The organism is Mycoplasma sp. CSL7503-lung (assembly GCF_025515455.1).
Taxonomy (GTDB): Bacteria; Bacillota_I; Bacilli_A; order Mycoplasmatales; family Metamycoplasmataceae; genus Mycoplasmopsis.
Genome location: NZ_JAOPHP010000018.1, coordinates 1 through 21,882, shown reverse-complemented (window position 1 = coordinate 21,882; position 21,882 = coordinate 1). Strand labels below are relative to the sequence as shown.

At 24.3% G+C, this 21,882-nt stretch carries 15 protein-coding genes; 11 read left to right on the top strand and 4 right to left on the bottom strand.

Annotation, left to right across the window (positions count from 1 at the left end; translation table 4 throughout):
- Nucleotides 1-90: 90 nt before the first annotated feature.
- The 10 genes from N9R85_RS02960 (at nucleotide 91) to dnaK (ending at nucleotide 14,716) form a co-directional block, all read left to right on the top strand.
- Complete coding sequence (locus N9R85_RS02960; protein WP_262858530.1) at nucleotides 91-5,763, top strand: hypothetical protein; 5,673 nt, start codon at nucleotides 91-93, stop codon at nucleotides 5,761-5,763.
- 95 nt (nucleotides 5,764-5,858) lie between these two features.
- Entirely contained in the window at nucleotides 5,859-6,593 is a 735-nt protein-coding gene (gene tpiA / locus N9R85_RS02955; protein WP_262858529.1) for a triose-phosphate isomerase, read from the top strand.
- Nucleotides 6,594-6,658: 65 nt separating this feature from the next.
- Nucleotides 6,659-8,689 carry an Mbov_0121 family peptidase domain-containing ABC transporter gene (locus tag N9R85_RS02950; RefSeq protein ID WP_262858528.1) on the top strand — a complete coding sequence of 677 codons (2,031 nt, stop codon included), beginning with the start codon at nucleotides 6,659-6,661 and terminating at the stop codon, nucleotides 8,687-8,689.
- The gene (locus N9R85_RS02945) at nucleotides 8,664-9,068 is read left to right on the top strand and encodes an MAG1140 family protein (protein WP_396888757.1); all 405 of its coding nucleotides are present in this window, start codon (nucleotides 8,664-8,666) and stop codon (nucleotides 9,066-9,068) included. Before N9R85_RS02950 ends, N9R85_RS02945 begins: the two co-directional genes overlap by 26 nt.
- A 31-nt stretch (nucleotides 9,069-9,099) precedes the next feature.
- Nucleotides 9,100-9,582, top strand: coding sequence for an rRNA maturation RNase YbeY (gene ybeY, locus N9R85_RS02940; RefSeq protein WP_396888756.1), 483 nt, complete (start codon nucleotides 9,100-9,102; stop codon nucleotides 9,580-9,582).
- 1 nt (nucleotide 9,583) lies between these two features.
- Nucleotides 9,584-9,973: a cytidine deaminase gene (cdd, locus tag N9R85_RS02935; RefSeq protein WP_262858526.1), complete on the top strand. Its 390-nt coding sequence runs from the start codon at nucleotides 9,584-9,586 to the stop codon at nucleotides 9,971-9,973.
- Nucleotides 9,973-10,845, top strand: a complete 873-nt coding sequence (gene era, locus N9R85_RS02930; protein ID WP_262858525.1) for a GTPase Era — start codon at nucleotides 9,973-9,975, stop codon at nucleotides 10,843-10,845. Before cdd ends, era begins: the two co-directional genes overlap by 1 nt.
- Nucleotides 10,846-10,924: 79 nt before the next feature.
- Entirely contained in the window at nucleotides 10,925-11,929 is a 1,005-nt protein-coding gene (locus N9R85_RS02925) for a heat-inducible transcriptional repressor HrcA (protein ID WP_262858524.1), read from the top strand.
- Nucleotides 11,930-12,802 carry a nucleotide exchange factor GrpE gene (gene grpE / locus N9R85_RS02920; RefSeq protein ID WP_262858523.1) on the top strand — a complete coding sequence of 291 codons (873 nt, stop codon included), beginning with the start codon at nucleotides 11,930-11,932 and terminating at the stop codon, nucleotides 12,800-12,802. It begins immediately after the preceding gene.
- Between the two features lie 117 nt (nucleotides 12,803-12,919).
- On the top strand, nucleotides 12,920-14,716 hold the full coding sequence (gene dnaK / locus N9R85_RS02915) for a molecular chaperone DnaK (RefSeq protein WP_262858522.1): 1,797 nt from the start codon (nucleotides 12,920-12,922) through the stop codon (nucleotides 14,714-14,716).
- Between the two features lie 39 nt (nucleotides 14,717-14,755).
- On the opposite strand, the gene N9R85_RS02910 is transcribed toward dnaK, so the two are convergent.
- From N9R85_RS02910 to N9R85_RS02895, 4 genes are read right to left on the bottom strand one after another with little or no spacing between them, the layout of a single operon-like run.
- On the bottom strand, nucleotides 14,756-16,369 hold the full coding sequence (locus tag N9R85_RS02910) for an MHO_4530 family protein (RefSeq protein ID WP_262858521.1): 1,614 nt from the start codon (nucleotides 16,367-16,369) through the stop codon (nucleotides 14,756-14,758).
- A 1-nt stretch (nucleotide 16,370) separates the two neighbouring features.
- Nucleotides 16,371-18,560 carry an ATP-dependent helicase gene (locus N9R85_RS02905; RefSeq protein WP_262858520.1) on the bottom strand — a complete coding sequence of 730 codons (2,190 nt, stop codon included), beginning with the start codon at nucleotides 18,558-18,560 and terminating at the stop codon, nucleotides 16,371-16,373.
- A gap of 1 nt (nucleotide 18,561) precedes the next feature.
- Nucleotides 18,562-19,218: an RDD family protein gene (locus tag N9R85_RS02900; RefSeq protein ID WP_262858519.1), complete on the bottom strand. Its 657-nt coding sequence runs from the start codon at nucleotides 19,216-19,218 to the stop codon at nucleotides 18,562-18,564.
- A 1-nt stretch (nucleotide 19,219) separates the two neighbouring features.
- The gene (locus N9R85_RS02895; RefSeq protein ID WP_262858518.1) at nucleotides 19,220-20,233 is read right to left on the bottom strand and encodes a glycosyltransferase; all 1,014 of its coding nucleotides are present in this window, start codon (nucleotides 20,231-20,233) and stop codon (nucleotides 19,220-19,222) included.
- 254 nt (nucleotides 20,234-20,487) lie between these two features.
- Between N9R85_RS02895 and N9R85_RS02890 the strand changes: the two genes are divergently transcribed.
- A complete protein-coding gene (locus N9R85_RS02890; protein WP_262858517.1) occupies nucleotides 20,488-21,672 on the top strand; it encodes a phosphoglycerate kinase in 1,185 nt (394 codons plus the stop codon).
- Nucleotides 21,673-21,882 lie beyond the last annotated feature (210 nt).

Here is a 21,882-nt window from a genome sequence, read left to right as displayed (position 1 = left end):
TATAATTTGAGTTATATTATTTTCGGTGTTAATATAATATATAATTTAATAAATTAAAATGAAAAAAACTCATATCAATAAAAAATTAATATGAGTTTTGTGTCAAATTTTATTCACCTAACTTACAAAATAAATGAACAAGGTTCTTATAAAAACAATACAGTTATTGTGGATCAATACGATAAAAAAGAACAATTACAAGCTGAAGCAGAAAATGCTAACAATTATTCTGAGTTACATAATATAGAAAACACTGCAGAAGTAGAGAAATATGCAAAATATGTAAAAGATGAAATAAATAAAGTTCTTGATAAAGGAAATATGCTTGAGCAAGTTGAAGAAATATTAAAAAATAGACCTTCAACAGATGATGAAAAACAAAACAAAATAAATGCATTAGAACAAATTGCGCAAAAAGCAAGAGAAAAAGCTAGAAGTGAGTTAGCAGAACTTAACCTAGCAAAAGAAAATGCTAAAAGAGAAATAAAAGAAAAAGTAAACTTAAGTAGCGAAAAACAACAAGAATTTATTGGAAGAATAAATCAATCTAACACTAAAGAAGAAGTTAAAAACGTTATAAATGATGTAAATAAATTTATTAGTGATGAAAAAACAAAGGTTGAAAATAATTTCATTAATAAATTAACCGAAAATAAAGACCCAAAAAATAAATTAAAAACAAGTCTTGATAATGCAACATCAGAAATAGAAATTGCTAATATTAAAAATGAAGCAATTGCAGAATTAAATAAGTTTAAAAATAATGCTGAAATAGCTGTTCAAAGATTAAGTGAAGATATTCAAGGTCAAAATAATCATTTAGATTTTGTTACTAAGTTAAATGATGCTAAAACAACAGGTACTCAAAAGGCTTATGAAGATGTAGTTAACGAAGTTGAAAAACAAATTGAAAAACTTAAAACATGAGCTAAATCTAATTTAGAACAAATTAACGACCAAGAAGAAAAAAATAAAATTAAAGAATTAATCGAAAGTGCTGACACAAGTTTAAAACTTAAAGAATTAGAAAATAGAGTTAATTTAACAATAGCTAGAGAAAAAGCAGAAAATGCAATAAAAAAATTATCTGATACAAACGAACAAAAAAATCAATTATTAAATTTTATTTATTCTTCAAATAGTCTTCAAGACATTGCAACAAAACAAGCAGAAGCTGAAAAAATAATTAACGATAAAAAGGAAGAAGCTAAAGATGCGGTTGCTAAGTTAGAGGGCGATTTAACATATGTAAAAGCAAATGAAGATCTAGCAAAAGCGGATACTGAAGATCAATTAAACAATTTAATCAGATTAAGTAACGAAACATTTAATAATAAAAAAGATGATATTAGTTCTGAAATTAACAAATTAATTTTAGATAAAGATCTAATGTCGACAAATGGTCTTAATACTATTAAAAAATTAAAAGATTATTATACAAATACAATAATTCATAAAGCCTTAGAATATACAAATTCTAAAATAGCTGAAGTCGCTGACGAGACTAAAAAGCAAGAATTAGAACAAATGCTTAAAAATAAATCACAAGTTGATGATATAAACGAAGTATACAATTTAGCGGTTGCGGAATTAGACAGAGAAAACGCTCTTGAAAATGCAAAAACACAAGCTAAAGAACTCGCAATGAACAAATTAAGTGATGAAGATTTAGAATCATTTAATACTAAAATTTCTCAAGCTAATACCATTGAAGAAGTAAATGCTATAAAAAGAGAAATTCAAGCAAAAGTTGATGACAAAAATAGAGAATTAACAAAATTAAAAAATAAATTCCTAGATAGTAATGAAGTTAAGAAAAATGTAGAAAACGCAAGTAAAAATTCAGTAAAAGAAATTGAAAAATTAATTGAAAATCTTCAAAACGAAAAAACTAAAATTATTTCAAAAACAAGTTCTGATTTAGAAAAAATTCATGTTACAGAAAGCAGATTGTTAACAGACGATAAAATGAATGAAGAAAATTCTAAATATGATGACTTAAAACTTGAATTTGATTCGATAAATGACTCAAATTGAACAGAAGAAAAAGATAAATTAATAAGCTCAAAAGTTGACCAAGCTATATTATTAAGAAAAAATAAAGCAAGAGATCATATTAATTCACTTGGATTGGATAAAAGTAAAAAAGACCAGTTAATTAATGAATTAAACTCTGATGATACTAATACTTACACAAAAATTATTAAATTAGAGAAAAAAGCTGATAGAGAATTAAGAGTCAAAAATATTAAAGATAAAATTTCAAAAATAAATGATGAAAATGTTAGAAACGATTTAAATAATAGAGCAAATTCTGAAAATCAAGATTTAGAGGTCTTAGAAATAGATGTAGATAGAAAACTTAAAGAACAAGAAGACTCAATCAATTTATCTAAAGAAGAAGCAAGAGAGGAAGTTAAAAAATTACCTTTAAGCGAGCAAAAAACAGAAAATGATAATATAGATTCAGCAACAACACAAGATCAAATTGATACTATTAAACAAAGAGTTATTCAAAGAATGGAAACATTAAGAACAGAAGTTCAAGACGAAATTGATAAAATGCCTTTAAATGCTAGAAATTATTTAAATGACAAAAAAGTTTCTGCTTTAGATAATGGTGATGAATTGTTATTATTAAAAAAATTAGCGATAGAAACAGTATCAGAATCAGAAAAATTAAAAACAAAAAATGCAACCGATTTTTCTAGTGAACAAAAAGCAAAAGAGTTTTTTGAGTCAAAAATTAATAGTTCAATAGCTGAGTCTAAAGAAAAAATCAAATCATTATCTAATGATTTTGAAATTATCAAAAACAAACTTAAAACATTAAGAACAAAACAAGCAGAGTTGGGTAACGAATATAAAAATCAATTTGATTTAATGGTATCTGATGTTTTTAAAGACCTAAATAAAGAAATAATAGGTAATAATAGTGTTAATTCAATGTTAGATTCAATTATCGAAAAAATTAATTTTAGAAAAAAACAAAATGATGCAATTAAAGATATCAAAGATAAGTTTGAAGATGAAAATCAAACTACTACAATAGTTGAAAATATTAACAATTTAACTTCAAATGATGATGGTGGATTAGAAACTCTTATTACAAATGCAAATAATTTATTCAATAATTTACAAAGTTTAAAAAATACAATTAATTCAATAGGTAAAGAATCTAATAGAACTTTATTATTAGAGGAATGAAAAAAAGTTGACGCACTTGATAAAATGGAAACTTTAAATATTAGAGCTAATTCATTTAAAACAACCTTAGAAAGTGTTCAACAAGAATTAAATAATCTAAGCAATAGAAGCGACAATAAAAGAGATCTACAATTAGAATTAAATAATTCAACAACTAAGGATCAAATTGATATTGTAAAAGATAAAATTCAACGCGAAAAACTTAAGGTGAATTGAATTGAAATAAGAGATAGGTTAAGTGAAGGCGAAAACAAAACTAATTGAAATAGTATTATCACAAATAGTGATAGCACTTTTGCTCAAATGACAGACACTATAAAAGAAGCTAAAAAGTTTTTATCTGATAAAAGAGATAAAGCAATAAAAGAATTATCAAGATTAAATGATGATAATAACATTAAGACAAATTCAATTTCTAAAACTACTACATATAATACTGAAGCAGAATACGATAACATTATTAATGGAGTATTAACCGATCTAAAAACAAAGGCTATTGATGCTAATGGATATTTAAATAAATTAAAATTAGAAACTAAAGAAAAAAATGAGTTAAGAACATCTTACATGTTTAAAGAAAATGGAGAAATTGAAGATGACATTACAGAATCTATAATAAATATTGACATTAAAAAAGTTAAAGATATTTTACAAGATAAATATGATGATGTAGTTTCAAAATTAGTTATTCTAAATGGAGATTCAACTGTACAAGATGATTTCATGAAGATGATGGGAGAACGTTCGCGTGCATACGACAAAAAAGAATCAATGTACGATGCAATATTAGATAAAGCAAATACTTTCTTCAATGATAAAGTAGATAAAGTTGATAAAATGATATTGCAAATAAAAAGAAATACAACTAAAGCTAAATATTTTAAGGAAAAATTAAAAATTGCTGATAATTTAGGCAAAATTAATCTTTTAATTAAGGAAATAGATAAATATTACGAATTAGATTCATTCACTCCTTCAATTAACAATATAAATAGATTTAATTGAGTTAATGAGGATGTAGTAGGGAAAATTCAATTTAATAAACTGGAAGGATCATATAAAAATAAATATATTTATTTAGTTGTTAGATCTGATAATGGTGAAGATATTGTGTTATCTGAAGGAATTTTGTTCAATAAAGAAGAACTAGAATTTAGGTTTTTAATTAGAAATTTCAGAACCAGCGGTATTTATAATTTAGATAGAATAATTATTATGGAAAATAATACAAGTGATAATAATACTATTTTAAGTAGTAAAAATGAGATTTCAAAAGAAAGAGGAGATTTAAATAATTTCCAAGTTAAGTTTGGTACAGTTACAGCTAATAGAGTAAGTATGGAATGAAATAATTTATCTTCTAGATTAAGCCATAAACGAAATGCTACCGGAGTTGAAATAATTGAAAAAGCTGTAGATTCATCGGTAAGAATAAGCGGTTTCACAATTTCGAATATTAACCCTCAACATATACATAATATTTCTATTAAGTTAAAAGGTGAAGCAAAAATTAGTGAAAATTATTTTGCAAATAGTTCTTATAATAATCTTACTTTAATACACAAATTAGATTTCAACTCAAAAGATGATATTAGAATAATCAACAATGGAAATAACATTCAATTCGAGTTTATAGCAAAAGGAATGAGGGCTGGATATATTTATAATATTGATAAAATTGAATTCGAAGTTACTAACGGTTTAAATAACTCTAATTTTGTTTTTAATAAAAATAAAGATGTTAACGAAAAAAACAGTGTTGAATATAGTGATTCGTATTCATATATAAATAACAATAAAGAATCCTTATCTTGACTATTCAAGTTAAGCAAGAAAGACAGAGATACTTTATTACAATTTGACGATACCAAGAATAATGGTCATTATTATCCTATAAAAGATGATGAAAAATATGTTTCTGTTTTTGCTTTTAAGGATGGTTGAAATAGCAACACTTTTGGTTCGTTATTTAAATATTTAAATAGTTTTGTTCCTAATACACAATCTGAGTATGATGCAGAAACATCATCAACAAAACATTCGCTAAGAAGTAAATGGGTAGATTTTTTTGTTGATAGATTAGCGAATAAATATATTGAGATTTATAACGAAAACAATCAGAGAGCATCTATACCGACTAATAGGTACTATTACGAATGAAATTCACCTTCTGTTATTCAGTTAGGTGTAACTGACGATAAAAAGCAATACGAAGGAATTATTAATCGTGGTAAATCGATATTTAATCCTGTATTAGGTGGAAGAAATATGTTTTATGATTTTAAATTTTCTCCTAAATACCAAGAAAAAATGATGAAATTTATGAAAAAAGCAATAAATAATGATGATTCAGATGAAAATCATATGTCTGTTTGAGTATTATGAATCGAAGGAACAAGTAAAAAGATATGACCAAATTGAAATTTAGATAATGAAGATATTAGGGTATTAAGAAAGAATATAAGTTTAGCATTTGACTTTATTTTAGAATTTGGCGCAACAAATTATGTTGGTAGTGATCAAATAGAATATCCTGAATATATTAAAAATAGATAATAAAAATATTAGCAAAATTAAAATTGCTAATATTTTTTCAATAAAATAAAAGAAAATATTTTATAATTATTAAAATAAAAAAATAAGAGGTATAAATGAAAGAATTAATAATAATCGGTAACTGAAAAATGAATAAAAATTTCTCTGAGACAGAAAAATTTATTAGTGATTTTTCAAAAGAATACCAATCAAAAAAAGATTTAATTTATAAAAACGTTAAATTTGGTGTAGGTGTACCATCTATTAACTTATCAGCATTTAAATTAAATAAAGTAACAGACTTAAAATTAGCTGCTCAAAATGTTAGTGATAAACCAAAAGGGGCATACACAGGAGAAGTTTCAACATCAATGCTAAATGACTTAAATGTTGATTATGTAATTTTAGGCCACTCAGAAAGACGTACATATTATCATGAAACAAACGAAGAAGTTTACGCTAAAGCAAAAGCCACAATTGAAGCTGGTATGACACCAATTATTTGTGTAGGTGAAACCCTTGAAGAATATGAAAAAGGTTTAACTAAAGAAGTTGTTAAAAATCAAATTGAAAAGTCAGTTGCAGACTTAGACTATACTAAAGTAGTTGTTGCTTATGAACCAATTTGAGCAATTGGTACAGGTAAAGTTGCAACACCAGAAATTGCACAAGATGTATGTGCATATATCCACTCAATAACATCGAATGATTTAAAAGTTCAATATGGTGGGAGTGTTAATCCTAACAACATAAATGAACTATCATCTCAAAAAGATATAGACGGATTCTTAGTTGGTGGAGCTTCATTAGAAGTTGAAAGTTTTGTAAAATTACTAACATTAGGTAAATAATTCCGGAAAAAAGAACTATTTTTACATTTATAGTTCTTTTTTTATTTTTAATTTCCTTATTAAATATGGAAAAGCAATATGATTATAGAGATTGTTCATTATATGTATTTAAATATTATGCTAAGAAATATCATAACGAAAATTATGATATTAACGAATTGAAAACCAATGTAATGTATGATGATACTGGAATAAGTTTAAGTAATTTAAAAGATATGATTAGTTCGTATGGATATAGTCTAACTTCTTACTATTGTAAAATTAGCGAACTAAAGCAATTAGAAAAAAGTGAGTACCCCTTTGGAGCAATTGTTAAAAACAAAGAATTTCAACATATAGTTTTTATTGAAGATATAGAAAAAGAAGTAGTTAAATATTACGACCCTAGTTTTGGAAAAATTATAAATTTAGAAATTAAAGATTTTAAAAATATATTTTTAAATATCATTGTTAAATTTAATAAAAAAACATCTCCGTTAGAAAAATACAAAGAGCCTAAAAAAATATTTAATCAAAATAAATATTCTTATTTTTTATTTTTTTCTCTTTTTTTGGAGTTGCTTTTAAATTTAACTTATCCTTTTGTTACTAAATATATATTGCAATCATTAGTTCCGACAAGACAAGTAAATGAATTTTATTATTTAATAATATTTTTTGTTACATTTACAGCTTTTTCATTATTGACGAGCCTCATAATAAATAAGATGATCAAAATTATTGTTTTAAAACATTTTGAAAAAGAATTTTTGAATATATTAGAAACATTTCCAAAGGAAAATATTAATTTAATTAATAATTTGAGCGAAATAGAAATTAGACAGAGAATAAATAATATATATCAAATTGAAGCATATAAAATAACATTTATACCAAGAGTTTTGTATATTTTACTTTCGTTCTTGATTTCATTGACATTGATTTTAATTACGAGTTATTTATTAACTTTAATTATGGTTATTATAGGAGTTTTGATAGGGACATTTACTTTTTTGTATTATTTATGATATCGAAAATCTACTAATTTTTTAATTTCAGAATCAATATCTTTAGATAGATCCCTAAATAACTATATTAAAATATTAAAAACAAATTTTCTTATATTAGAAGAAGAAAAATTTAAAAAGAAAATAATAAAAAATTTTATAAGTCATAATAGTAGTTTTAAATCGTTTTTAGTAAGCGAAAGTTATTTTGATAGTATTAATAAATTTATTGATATTATAATTCCTGTTTTAATTTTGTTTTTTGGATCTTTGCAAATTTGAAACAATAAAATAAACTTATATCAATTATTGTTTTTCTTAACTGGAACAAAAATGTTTTTATCACCTATCAAACAAATTGAACCTATTATAAAAGAGGGTCAAAATTTTAAATTAAACAAAAATATGTTAAATATTTTTAAAAAAAATGAACAAAAAGATAAAACCTTAAATTTTGATGACGTTGGACAAATAAAACAAATAAAATTATCATACGTATCTTATAAATATAATAAAAGTCAAGAAAAATATTCAGTTAATATTCCTAGATTGCTTTTAGAAGGCAATAATATATTAAAAGGTAATAATGGTAGTGGAAAAACAACACTTTCATCTTTGTTGATAGGTAAGTATAATGTTACAAATGGTGATATTTTTATCAACAATAATTTGGTAAATTTATATGATAATAATTTTATAAAACAAAGAATTTGTTATATAGGAGATAATAAAAATATACCCGATTCTACTTTAAAAGAATATTTATTAATAGACGATTGAGAAAATTTTAAAAATATTTTAAATAAATTTCAAATTTATGAAGCATTCAAAATGCTCAATATAAAAATAAGGGAAGATGTTTTGGTAAAACAATTATCAAGTGGTCAAATTCAATTGGTTAAATTTTTGAAGTTGTTATTATATGATTATGATGTATTTATTTTTGATGAAGCTTTTGAAGCATTAAGTGATGAAGTTTTTATTTTTTTGAAAGAAAAGTTTAGTAATCTTTTAAGAGATAAGTTGACATTAGAAATTAGTCATAATTCTAAATATATTTTCGATGATGCAAGGATAATTAAAATTGAAGAAATCACTAAATTTTTATAAAATAGAAATACTTTTGTTAGTTATACTGATAGTTTTATTATCTTTTTTAATATATTTTGGTCTCTTTTATAAAGTGAGAAGTTATAAGAATGTAATAATATATTTGAATGAGAATAATTTAGAATTAAAAAATATACAAACTAATCAATTGATTTATGATAAATATAATTTAGTTATCTTCGATGGGAATAATAGCATCGAATATCAAATTATAATTTCAGATATTAGCGATAATAAAATCGGAATAATAAATGAAGAATTAAAAAAATATTTAATTGATAAAAACAATTTATTTTTAAATTCATTAATAGAGTTGAAAACAGAAACTTTAAGTCAAATAATTTATGATAACGTAATTAGTATTTTTTTAAAAAAATAATCCTTATCACTAAATAATATATAATATAAATATGAATATGAAAAATAATTATGATATTTCATTAAACATTAAAAAAGAAGTAAAAAATGTTGAGTTATTTAATGATGAAATGATTCAAATAATTAATAATTTTGGAAATTTTTTTAATATAGATCCAAGTAAAAAAATAATATTGGACGTAACATTTGTTTCGAAACCTAAAATTCGTAAATTGAATAAAGAATATAGAAATAAAGATTATGTCACTGATATTTTATCATTTGACTTTGGAAATTTAGAATTTTATGAAAAGATGCCATTTATTCATTTGGGTGAATTAATAATTAGTTGAGATAAAATGAAAAAACAAGCAAAGGAATTTAATCATAGTATTAAAAGAGAGTATTGTTATTTGTTTACTCACGGATTAGTTCATTTGTATGGTTATGATCATGAATTAGAAGAAGAAAGAGTTGTTATGAATAAGATTGTTGATGAAATTTTTGAACCATTAAAAATAAAAAGAGAGGATTAAAATGATTGAAAAATTAAGAAATTTATTATCAAAAGCATATGCTCCATATTCTAATTTTCAGGTTGCGGCTATTGCGATTGATTTTGATGGAAAAGAATATTACGGGGTTAACGTAGAAAATGCTGCTTATCCTTCGGGTCTTTGTGCTGAAAGGAGTGCTTTATTCGGGTCTGTTGCATATGGTGGACATGTTGGACAATTTAAAGAAATACACATAATTTCAAGAAAAAACGAAATAATAACACCTTGTGCAGGTTGTCGTCAAGTTATGACCGAATTTATGTCGCAAGAGGCACTAGTTTATCAATATTCAAACGATGGAACTCAAAAGAGAGTTAATACTGTAGCAGAACTTGTTCCTTATCCAATTTTTATGGAGAATATCAAGTAATGAAAATATGTTTTGCTAGTATAGTTGGCAGACCTAATGTGGGTAAGAGTAGTTTGTTAAATGCAATTTTAGGGTACAACGTTGCAATTGTAACCAATGTAGCACAGACAACAAGAGATCAAATTACTGGAGTTTACACTGACGATTCTCATCAAATTATATTTACAGATACCCCAGGTATACATAAGCCAAAAAATAAACTAGGTGAGGTGTTGAACAAAAATGCTTTTGACTCTATTGATGGAATTGATCTTTTGCTATTTTTATCTCCTTCAGACGAAGAGATTGGCCCTGGTGATAAATTAATATTATCCAAAATAGAAAATATTAAAAATAAAATTGCAGTTATCTCTAAGATAGATAAAATTAAAAAAAATCCTGAAAAATTAACAAAAAAAATTAATGAGTTAAGCGAATTTGGATTTGATAAAATTGTATCAACAGATGTATATAATGATTCTTCAATAGTTTCATTAATCGATATTATTAAAGAATATTCTAACGAAGGTGAATTACAATATGATCCGGATTCTATTACCGATAAAAGCATGCGTTTTCTTGCCAAGGAAATCATAAGAGAGTCGGCAATAGAAAGGTTGTACGATGAATTACCACATTCTATTGCTGTATCTGTCGATAATTTTCAAGAATCTGAAAATAATATTGTTATTGAAGCAATAATGTATGTAAAGAAAGATTCTCAAAAAGGTATGTTAATTGGAAAAAATGCTTCTAAAATTAAGGAAATAAGTAAAAGCGCTAGAATAAAAATGTCTAATCAATTTGGGGTCCCTGTTTCTTTATATTTAAAGGTAAAAGTTGCTAAAAAATGAAATGATGATGAAAAAGCGCTATCTAAATTTGGGTATTAAATAACTCTTAAATAAAGGGTTATTTTTAATTTAGCAAAAAAACTTTTAGACTGCTAAAAATTTGATAAAATTATAAAGTATGAATCAAAGATTAGATAATAAGTTAGAACCAATATTAAAATATACAGTTAAATTATTTATCGAAGAAGGCGAACCTGTTAGTAGCCAAGGGCTCATGGATAGGTTTCGTGATATTAGCTTTTCTTCAGCTAAAGTCAGATACTTAATGAATAAACTTGAAGAAATAGGTTATTTACAAAAAGCTAATTGTTCTAGTGGTAGAACTCCTACTTTATTAGGTTTAAACTATTATGCGATATATTTAAGTCAATCATTTGAAAAAGAAATGATAACCAAATTAGAAAAAATATTTAAGCAAAAAGAAATTGATATTGATAATACTGTTGATCAAGCAGCAAATATAATTTCGGAAATGACAGGTTTAACTCTTGTTAAAACTAATTATAATAATAACGAAACCTTAAAAAGTATTGATATGACTGTTTTAGACGAAAAAAGAGCGACGATTGTTATGGTTGTTTCGACAGGACAGGTATATCATAAAGTGATAACAATAGACAAAAATAATAATTTAAACGATATAAAAATAGCTTTAAAAATTTTTAAAGAGAGATTAATAGATGTTTTAGTAACAGAACTTGCTCAAAGAGTTTTTTTGCTAAAAGATATTTTATCTGAATCAATTAAGAATTATCAAAACATAATAGATTCTTTTGTAAGACAAGTTTTTAATGATGAAATCAGAAAATATAAAGAAAATAAAATATATGGTAAAAATAATATCATTTTAAGTCAAAAAATTAATAGAGATAACTTGAATAAGATGATTGAATTAATTGAAAATTATTCTATTTGAGAAAAAATAGAGTCACACTTTGATGAAAATGAAAAAATAAAAATATCAGTTGATGACACAGGTTCTTTTATGTCTAAACGTATTATAAATAATGATACAACTACTGAAATATCAGTGGTAGCTTCAAGTACGTCCGACTACAATAAAATGCGTACAGCACTTAATGCTTTAGAAATTTTTGTTGAAAAAGAAAAAAGGGAGAAATAAATGAATTTTAAGAAAAATAATAAACATAGACATTACTATTTTAGGGATTGAAATATAATTGAAGCTGATTTTGAAGTGTTTTTAAATGAAGAATCACTTCCAGAATTTAAAATAAAAAAACAAATTACATTAGGGAAGAATGAATATATCGAAGGTTTAGAAGTAGATAAATTTATTATTGGTTTATCTGTAAAAAAAGAAGTGGAATTATCTGTTAGTGTTCCTGAAGATTTTAAAAATAAAACTATTGCTGGTAATTTGATTAAAATTTATCTAAAAAATATTAAGTTAATAAATTATGACGCCCGTAACTTAGAAATATTAAAGTTAAAGAAGGTGGAAGAAAGAAATTTAGAGCTAGAAAAAAGGTTATTAGAATTAGAAAATAAACTAAAAATAAATGAAGCTATTTTTGTAGAAAAAGCAAAACAATTATCTCAAACGGTTGAGGAAAAAATAGCCAAAGAAAAAGAAGTTTTATTCGAAAAAGCAAAAAAAGAAAAAGACGAAGTAAAATCATTTGTTTTACAAGGTTTTTTAGAAGATTTTATAAATCCTTTTAATAATTTTGTGATGGCTCAAAAGGTTGCCGAGAACTCAGAAAATGACCAATTAAGAAATTACGCAATAGGTTTTAATATTGTAATTAAGCAAATGATTGATGTTTTAGAATCTAATAATGCTGAATTGATTATACCTACTTTAAATACTGAATTTGATCCAAATACACAACAAGTGGTTGATGTAATTCAAACAAATAATCAAACAGATAATGATAATCAAATAACTAAAGTGGTTAGATATGGTGTTAAACTTTCAGGAAGAGTGATTACACCAGCTTCTGTAGTAATAAATAAAAAAATTAGCAATTAAATGCTTTAACTGCTAAAAATGTGTTATAATAATATTATGACTTCGTTAAAAGAAGCCATATAGACAATAAATAATTTAAGACATAAATAATTAACTAGTAATTAGGAGAGAATTAAAATGGCAAAAGAAATAATATTAGGGATAGATTTAGGAACAACAAACTCTGTAGTTTCTATAATAGAAGGTAAAAATCCGGTTGTACTTGAAAACCCAAACGGTAAAAGAACAACACCATCTGTAGTAAGTTTTAAAAATGGTGATATAGTTGTTGGTGACGTCGCAAAAAGACAAGTTGAAACAAATCCAAATACTATAGTTTCTATTAAAAGATTAATTGGTACTGGAAAAACAGTAAATGCAAACGGAAAAGAATATAAACCAGAAGAGATATCAGCAATGATTCTATCATACATGAAAGACTATGCTGAGGCAAAATTAGGCCAAAAAGTTAAAAAAGCGGTTATTACAGTTCCTGCATATTTCGATAATTCACAACGTGAAGCTACTAAAATAGCAGGTAAAATAGCAGGTTTAGAAGTATTAAGAATTATTAATGAACCTACAGCGGCAGCATTAGCGTTTGGTCTAGAAAAAACAAATAAATCAATGAAAGTGTTAGTTTACGATCTTGGGGGTGGTACATTTGACGTTTCTGTTTTAGAATTAGAAGACGGAACATTTGAAGTGCTTTCAACTAGCGGTGATAATCATTTAGGTGGTGACGATTGAGACAATGAAATCGTAAAATGAATGGTTAAAAAAATAAAATCAGAACACGGATATGACGTTGAAAATGATAAAATGGCTAAAGCTAGATTGAAAGAAACAGCAGAAAAAGCAAAAATAGATTTATCAAATCAATCAGTAGCTACAATTAACCTACCTTTTTTAGCCATGACTGAAAACGGACCTCTTAACGTCGAATTAGAACTAAAAAGAAATGAGTTTGAAGAAATGACATCTCATTTATTAGACAGAACAAGAAAACCAATTGAAGATGCATTAAAAGAAGCGGGTATAACATCAGCAGATTTACATGAAGTTTTACTTGTTGGTGGTTCAACACGTATGCCAGCAGTTCAAGATATGGTTAAACGTACTTTAAATAAAGAACCAAACCGTTCTATAAATCCTGATGAGGTTGTTTCAATTGGTGCTGCTATTCAAGGTGCTGTTTTAGCAGGAGATATTGATGATATTTTATTATTAGATGTTACACCTTTAACATTAGGTATTGAAACAATGGGTGGTGTATCTACTCCTTTAATTGCTAGAAACACTACAATTCCAGCAACAAAAAGTCAAATATTTTCAACTGCAGCCGATAATCAAACAGAAGTTACAATTAGAGTTGTACAAGGTGAAAGACAAATGGCAGCAGATAATAAAACACTTGGTTCATTTAATTTAGGTGGAATCGAAGCAGCTCCAAGAGGTGTTCCTCAAATTGAAGTTACATTTTCAATTGATGTTAATGGTATCACAACAGTAACAGCAAAAGATTTAAAAAATAATAAAGATGCAAAAATTACAATTTCAAATTCTACTAAATTAACAGAGGAAGAAATTGAAAGAATGGTTAAAGAAGCGGAAGCAAACAAAGAAGCAGATGCTAAGAAAAAAGAAGAAGTTGAAACAATTGTAAGAGCAGAAAGTTTAATTGATCAAATTAAGAAAGCTAACGCAGAACAAGGTGATAAGCTAGATGCTAAATCAAAAGAAGAAAGCGAAAAATTAATTAAAGAATTACAAGAACTTATTGATAAAAAAGAAATTTCTTCTTTAAAAGAAAAATTAGATCAAGTTGAAAATATGATGCGTGATTTTGCTAATTATGCTGCACAACAAAATGCAACAAACAATAATACTAACGACGAAGAAACAGCTACAATCGTAGAAGAAAATGATAAATAAAAAAATAAACAACATATTGTAAAAATGTGTTGTTTATTTTTAATAATTGTAATTTATTTTAATTTTATTAATAAATTCTTGTTCTAAATTTTCAGGAGGACTTTCGTATATAACTACTTTTTTGTTTTTGTTCAATTGCGTAGAAAGATTTAAACAATCCAAGAAAATATTAGAATCATAAAGTTTAGAAGATATTGATTTAGATATAATGATTGCTTTGATTTTAAATTTTTCAAGTAAAAAAGATATATTTCTATTTATGTTTTCTAAATAAAAGAATGTTAATATTTCATTATTATAATTAGATAATATTTTATTTTCCAATGAATTAATATCATACATTGTTCCTAAATCGTAAATCATTGGAATTATATTTTTAGATTTAAATTCTTCTTGTTTTATATATAAATAACTAGACTGAGACATTTTGAAAATTAATTGAGTTGTTTCTAAGTTTGTAGAGTTTTTGGAAAAATAATTAAATCAATTTAATTCTTTTAAATTAGATAAATATTCATTCTTATCAAATAAAAAGTAAAAACGGAAAAGTTCTTTTAATCTTTCGTAGTTAGGTTCAATTATTTTGAATTGTGTTTTATTCTTCGAAATATAGTTGACTATATTTTTTATATTAACTCATTTTTTGGGGTCTTTATTGTCTGTTATTATTTGCTTATATTTATAATATTCTTCGTTAAATAATTGGATTTCTTTACGCATATCATTAGTATAATTAAAATAATATTTTGAATAATTTTGAGAATCATAGTCGATATTATATAGAGAGTATTTCACTAAATCATTTATATAATCTTGTTCATAAATATTTATTTTAGGGTATTGTATAATTGTTGCTTTTTTATATATTTTTGATAATGTGCTCGAATTATTTATTTCATTTATTTTGCTTAAAAAATTATTATATTGATTTTTAGATGTATATTTTAGTATCAAATAAATATAATCATCACTTTTAAATAAATTAACAATTTGATTATTTAATCCAAATAAATCATTTATAAATTCAGTATTATTATTGTTTTTATTTAAAAAATAAAAATTTTTTAAAAGTAATCCAATAATAATATTTTTTTTATTTTTTAAAAAATCATTATTAGTTTGATCATTTAAAATTATATTATTTAAATCACTTATTTTATCTTTGTATTCTACACCTCATTTTAAAGAACAATAATAATTATTTCCATCTATTGTTTTTATAACCATTTTCATTGGTTTGTTTTCTAATAATTTTTTATTGAATTTATTAATAATTCTTTCGAAAAGTCTTAATTTAATATTAAAATCATTATTTCAAAAAACTTCTATTTTGCTTTCTTGGTTTTGTAAGTTCTTATTTATTATTTCTTTTATTTTATTTGAGCTATCTTTATTGAAGAAATTTAAAAACTCATTAATAGATATATAGTTGTATTTACTAAAATGAAAACTATTTGAATCTAAATAAGTTGAAAGGAAGTTACATTTTTTATTATTTCTAATTACTCTTTTGTTAATATTATCAATTTTAAAAATTACAACACCTGATGAAGTTCGTTTATAAAAATAAGTAAATTTAAAAATTAAATATGACGATATTAAAAAAATTAATAGAATAATTGAAATATAAATTAATATTACTAAATAATTCATTTTATTCCTTGACGCTTATAATTCTGATTGAATGATGTCTTTTGTTTAAAGTTCTTTCTTTTCCGTCTCTAAATTTTACTAAAACTTCATTACCTGAACCAAAATCTATAACTTCTCCCTCTCCAAAAATTGTATGAGAAATTATATCTCCAATAATCATCTTAGAATTTATTGATGAGATTTCATCAGGAGAATAATCTAAATCTAGTCCGTGGTCATCATTCATATTTGTATAATCATCAACGTTTATACCCATTTCAGTTATAAATCTAGATGGTTCTTTAGAAAGGTCTGTTCCAAATATTTTACCACGAGAAGAACTTAAAAATAAGTTATTTCTAGCTCTTGTTATTCCTACATACGCCAACCTTCTTTCTTCTTCAAAGGTTTCAGGATCTGAATCTATTTTTTCTATTATTCTATATGAAGGAAACACACCACGCGATAATCCTACTAAAAAAACATTATCGTATTCAAGACCTTTTGCTGAGTGTATAGTCATAAGTGTTACATAATTGGTATTTCCTTCATAATCATCTGTAACCGATAACAAATTAATATAATTTAAATAATCAGCTAATTTTTTATCTTTGTTCTTCTCTTCTCAAGTTTTAATAGAAGCAATTAGTTCTTTAACATTTTCAATTGCAGTGCCTCTTAAACTAGTGTCTTTTTCGATAAATTGATAATAGTTAAGTTCCATTAAGTAAAAATCAAGTATTTTAGATATTGAATGTTTTGTTATTTCTAATTTTTTTAATTCTTTTTTATATCGTATTGTTGTCTGTAAAAATTTAAATAATTTTACAGCGAGATTTGGGTGTTCTTTTTTGAATTCAGTTCAATTGTTTTTATTTGTAATTGTTTCAAAGGTATTTAAATTTCCCTTTTTTGCAACAAATTCTTTAATTGTTTCGATAGATTTGTGTCCAATTCCTTTTGTAGGAACATTTACTATACGGTAAAAAGATAATTCATCATTATTATGTAATAATCTTAAAAATGCAATTGCATCTTTAATTTCTGATCTTTGATAAAATTTGACTCCGTTTATTATCTTATGTGGTATATTCTCATCAATCAATGCTTGTTCAAATGCCCTTGAATAGTAATTTGCTCTATATAGTATTACAATAGATTTTAATTGATTTTTTTGTTTTTTTAGTTGGTTAATTTTATTTACTACTCATTTAGCTTCGCCTTCTTCGCTAAAACTATGCATAAATTCAATATCGGCTCCTGTTCCGTTTTCAGTAACCAAGTCTTTGTTGTATCTTTTTTTATTCATTTTTATAAGTTTATTAGCAGCGTCAAGTATTTTTTGTGTTGAACGATAATTTTTGTCTAAAACAACTGTAAATGTATCTTTAAAATCTTTTTCAAAATCTAATATTAAATTAACATCTGCTCCACGCCAATTATAAATAGTTTGATCAGGGTCGCCAACAATAGTTAAATGTGTATTTTCGCCAATTAAACTTTTTATTATTCTATATTGTAATTTTGAAGTATCTTGGAATTCATCGACAAGAATGTAAGAATATAATTTTTTATATTTTTCAACTATATCCGGTCTTGTATGGAATAAAATGTTTGTTTTAATTATTAAGTCATCAAAATCAAGAGCGCCATTTCTTGCTAATTCATTTATATATTCAAAATATATTTTATCCTCAATTTGATCCATATTTTTTATGTTATAAAATTGATTATAATCAGTTGTGTTGTTTTTTTGAGTTGAAATATAATGTATTGCTGTTTTATAGCTAATTTCAGAACTTGTTATTTCCAATTTTTTATAAATTGCACTTAAAATTTGAATTTTATCAGGTTCGTCTACTATAGTAAAACTATTACGATATCCTAAATTATGAATTTCATTTCTTAAAATAGTTGCACAAAAAGAGTGAAAAGTCTTAATATTTAGTTTTGTTTCTAAGTTATTGCAATATTTCTCTACTCTTATAGACATTTCTTGAGCGGCTTTATTAGTAAAAGTCACACCCAATATGTTCTTTGCGGGTATCCCTAATACATTTATTAAGTAAGCAATTTTACGTGTTAAAACTTTAGTTTTACCAGTTCCTGCTCCAGCAATAATTCTTAAGTGCTTGTCAAAATATTTTACAGCTTCATTTTGTTTTTCGTTCAAATCACTCAGTAAATCAATTTTTTTTGTATTAATTGTCATATTATTTCTCCTCACTTTTTAAACTTTTTTTGTCATCAACATAAACAATATTTCTTCTTTTTGAGTAAAATGGTACTAATTTAATTAACTCGATATCATCTACTATGATTTCATCTTTATTAACTACTCTTGTTTTTGTTATTATGTCTATTATCGATAATTTCTTTTTATATACGACTACAAATAAATAATCAATAAATTTGAAGATACTAATGCTATATGTAAAAATTTGAAAAATTTCATTGACTATTTCAAGAGTTAAATTGCCTTTTTTATCATCTACATAATATGAATTATAGTAAGCTACTAAAAATATTAAAGTTCACATTAATGACATTAAAGAAAAACTAAACATAGATCTTTTAATAATAGAAATATAATTGAATTCATTATTTTTAGATGAAATGGTTTTAATTTTTAATAAATATTTACCAATAGTTTTACCTTTTCAAACTAATGGAATAACTATTAAAAAAATGCTAATATTGAATATTCCTACTAGAATAGATAAAATAAGTTTATTTGTAGGGATATTTTTTGTATAACTAAAAATTCCGATTCCTCAAACTAAAAGAATAGAAACAAACAAAAGTAAGATAAAATCTATTATTTCTGAAAAAAACCTCTTATAAAAAAAAGAGTTTTGATATTTTTTCATTTTATTCTAAAAAGTCTAAAATTTTCATTTTTTTAATTTTGTATAAAGGTTTTTTTATCAATTTAGATTCATCATTGTCGTTTGCTAAGTAAATATTAGATTTAAAAAAATCATTTTTTATCGCGTTATTTTCTAACTTATCAATTAATTCATAATGTCTTTTTACGAATGTGATACTTCTTTTTTCTTGGATTTGTTCCTTTTCATATTTATATATTCTTTTATATGTAAATGTTGTTTCATTTAAAAAACCAGTTAACAATAATTTTATTGTATACATTTTCGCATAATTAATTTCTTCTAAAATTTTAGGATTATTTTCCTTAAAGTAATTTTCAACTATGTTGAAAGAATCTAAAACGTGCCTTGAATTAAATCAAGTATTAGAGTTTATAAATTCTCTATAAACCCTATAATCCAGATACATATAAGTTTTTGCTTCTGAAAATAATATATAATTTAATTCAACACACATCTTGGTGTCGTTTAAATTAGAAGGCATATATTTAACAAGTTTTTTATATAGATTTTTTTTGTAAACTTTATTAAAAATAAACGGAAATGTATAAGCGTAAGTGCTTTGCATTTTATTGATATCAACTTTGTTAATTAATTTTAACCTAGCTTTTGGTTTTCATCTTATAGAGCCAATTAATCTAGGTTTAAATTCTAATATATCTGCAAAATATTTTTCGGCTTCTTCGATAATGTTTGATACGTATTTTTTTCTTAGTGTGTTTTCTGAATTAATAACTACTAAAAAATCTCCTCTAGCAATTTTGAATGCACTAATTAAATTTAACTGATAGCTATCAACTTTATTGTTCAAAACAACTTTCAATCTTGAACCAAATAAAAGGAAATATTCTTTCAAAGATTCAAGTATGTTTATTTGTTTTTTATTAATGCATAAAATTATTTCAAAATCTTGACTATCTTGATCCTTTAGATCCTTTAGGAATCATTCTATATCTTTGGACGAATCGCCAATAAGAGAAACAATACTTAATTTCATTTTTTCTCCTTATTTTTTATTCTTAATTAGTCATAAAATCATATATTATTATTTTACCATATTTTATAAATAAATATTATTTATAAGAGATTCGGAATAAATACATTAGACGTTAAAGTTGTATTTTTTGTAATAAAAATTTATTTTTTGAAGATAGGTAAAGTTCTTAATTTTTATAATTTTATTTTTTAAAAAAATATTATTTTTTATATAATTTAAATAACAAATTAATTTAGTAGTTCGAAAGGATAAAAATGAAAAAAACTATAAATGATTTAGATTTAAACAATAAAAAAGTTTTAGTTAGAGTTGACTTTAATGTTCCTTTAAAAAATGGTGTTATTACATCTACAAAAAGAATTAAAGCTGCATTACCAACAATTCAAAAAATAGTATCTGAAGGTGGAAAAGCAATTTTATTTTCTCACTTAGGTAGAGTTAAAACTGAAGAAGATTTAAAATCTAAAAGTTTAAAACCGGTTGCTATAGAATTAGCAAGACAATTAGGTCAAAAAGTTATTTTTGTATCAAAAACAAGAGGTGAAATATTAGAAAAAAGTATTGAAGATATGAAACCAGGTGAAGTTTTATTAGTTCAAAATACAAGATATGAAGATTTGAATAATAAAGCAGAAAGTAAAAATAACGATGAGTTAGGTAAATATTGAGCTTCATTAGGCGATGTATTTGTTAATGATGCTTTTGGGACAGCTCACAGAAAACATGCATCAAATGTTGGGATTGCTTCTAATATCGCCGAATCAGCATTAGGTTATTTAATGGAAAAAGAAGTTTCATCACTTCAAAAAGTTATTAGCGAACCTGAACATCCATATGTTGCAATAATTGGTGGAGCTAAAGTATCTGATAAAATTCAAGTTTTAGAAAATTTAGCTAAAATTGCAGATAAAATGATAATTGGTGGAGCTATGGCTTATACTTTCTTAAAAGCTCAAGGGTTAAATACTGGAACTTCTTTAGTTGAAGATGATTATTTAGACTTAGCTAGAGATTTCTTATCAAAATATTCAGAAAAAGTTGTTTTACCAATTGATCATGCTACATCAACAGAATTTAAAGATGTTGAACCTGTTTTCCAAGATGTTGAGATTTCAGAAGGATACATGGGTCTAGATTTAGGACCTAAATCAATTGAATTAGTAAAAAGTACTTTAAATGATGCTAAAACAGTTGTTTGAAATGGACCTATGGGAGTTGCAGAATTTAAAAATTATCAAAAAGGTACATACGCTGTTTGTGAATCAATTTCTGAACTTGCTGACGCATATACAGTAGTTGGTGGTGGAGATTCAGTTGCTGCTGTTGAAAAATTAGGTATGGAAGATAAATTTACACATGTTTCAACAGGTGGAGGTGCTTCACTTGAATTATTACAAGGTTTAGAATTACCAGGTGTTACTTCAGTTCAAGATAAATAGATAAAAATGATTATAAAAAAATACGAATTTTAGTGATTTAAGTTAGGTGAATAAAATTTGACACAAAACTCATATTAATTTTTTATGAGTTTTTTTCATTTTAATTTATTAAATTATATATTATATTAACACCGAAAATAATATAACTCAAATTATATTTTACGTATCTTTACGTTTATTTTTTATTCATAATGTTTATGTTTATATTTT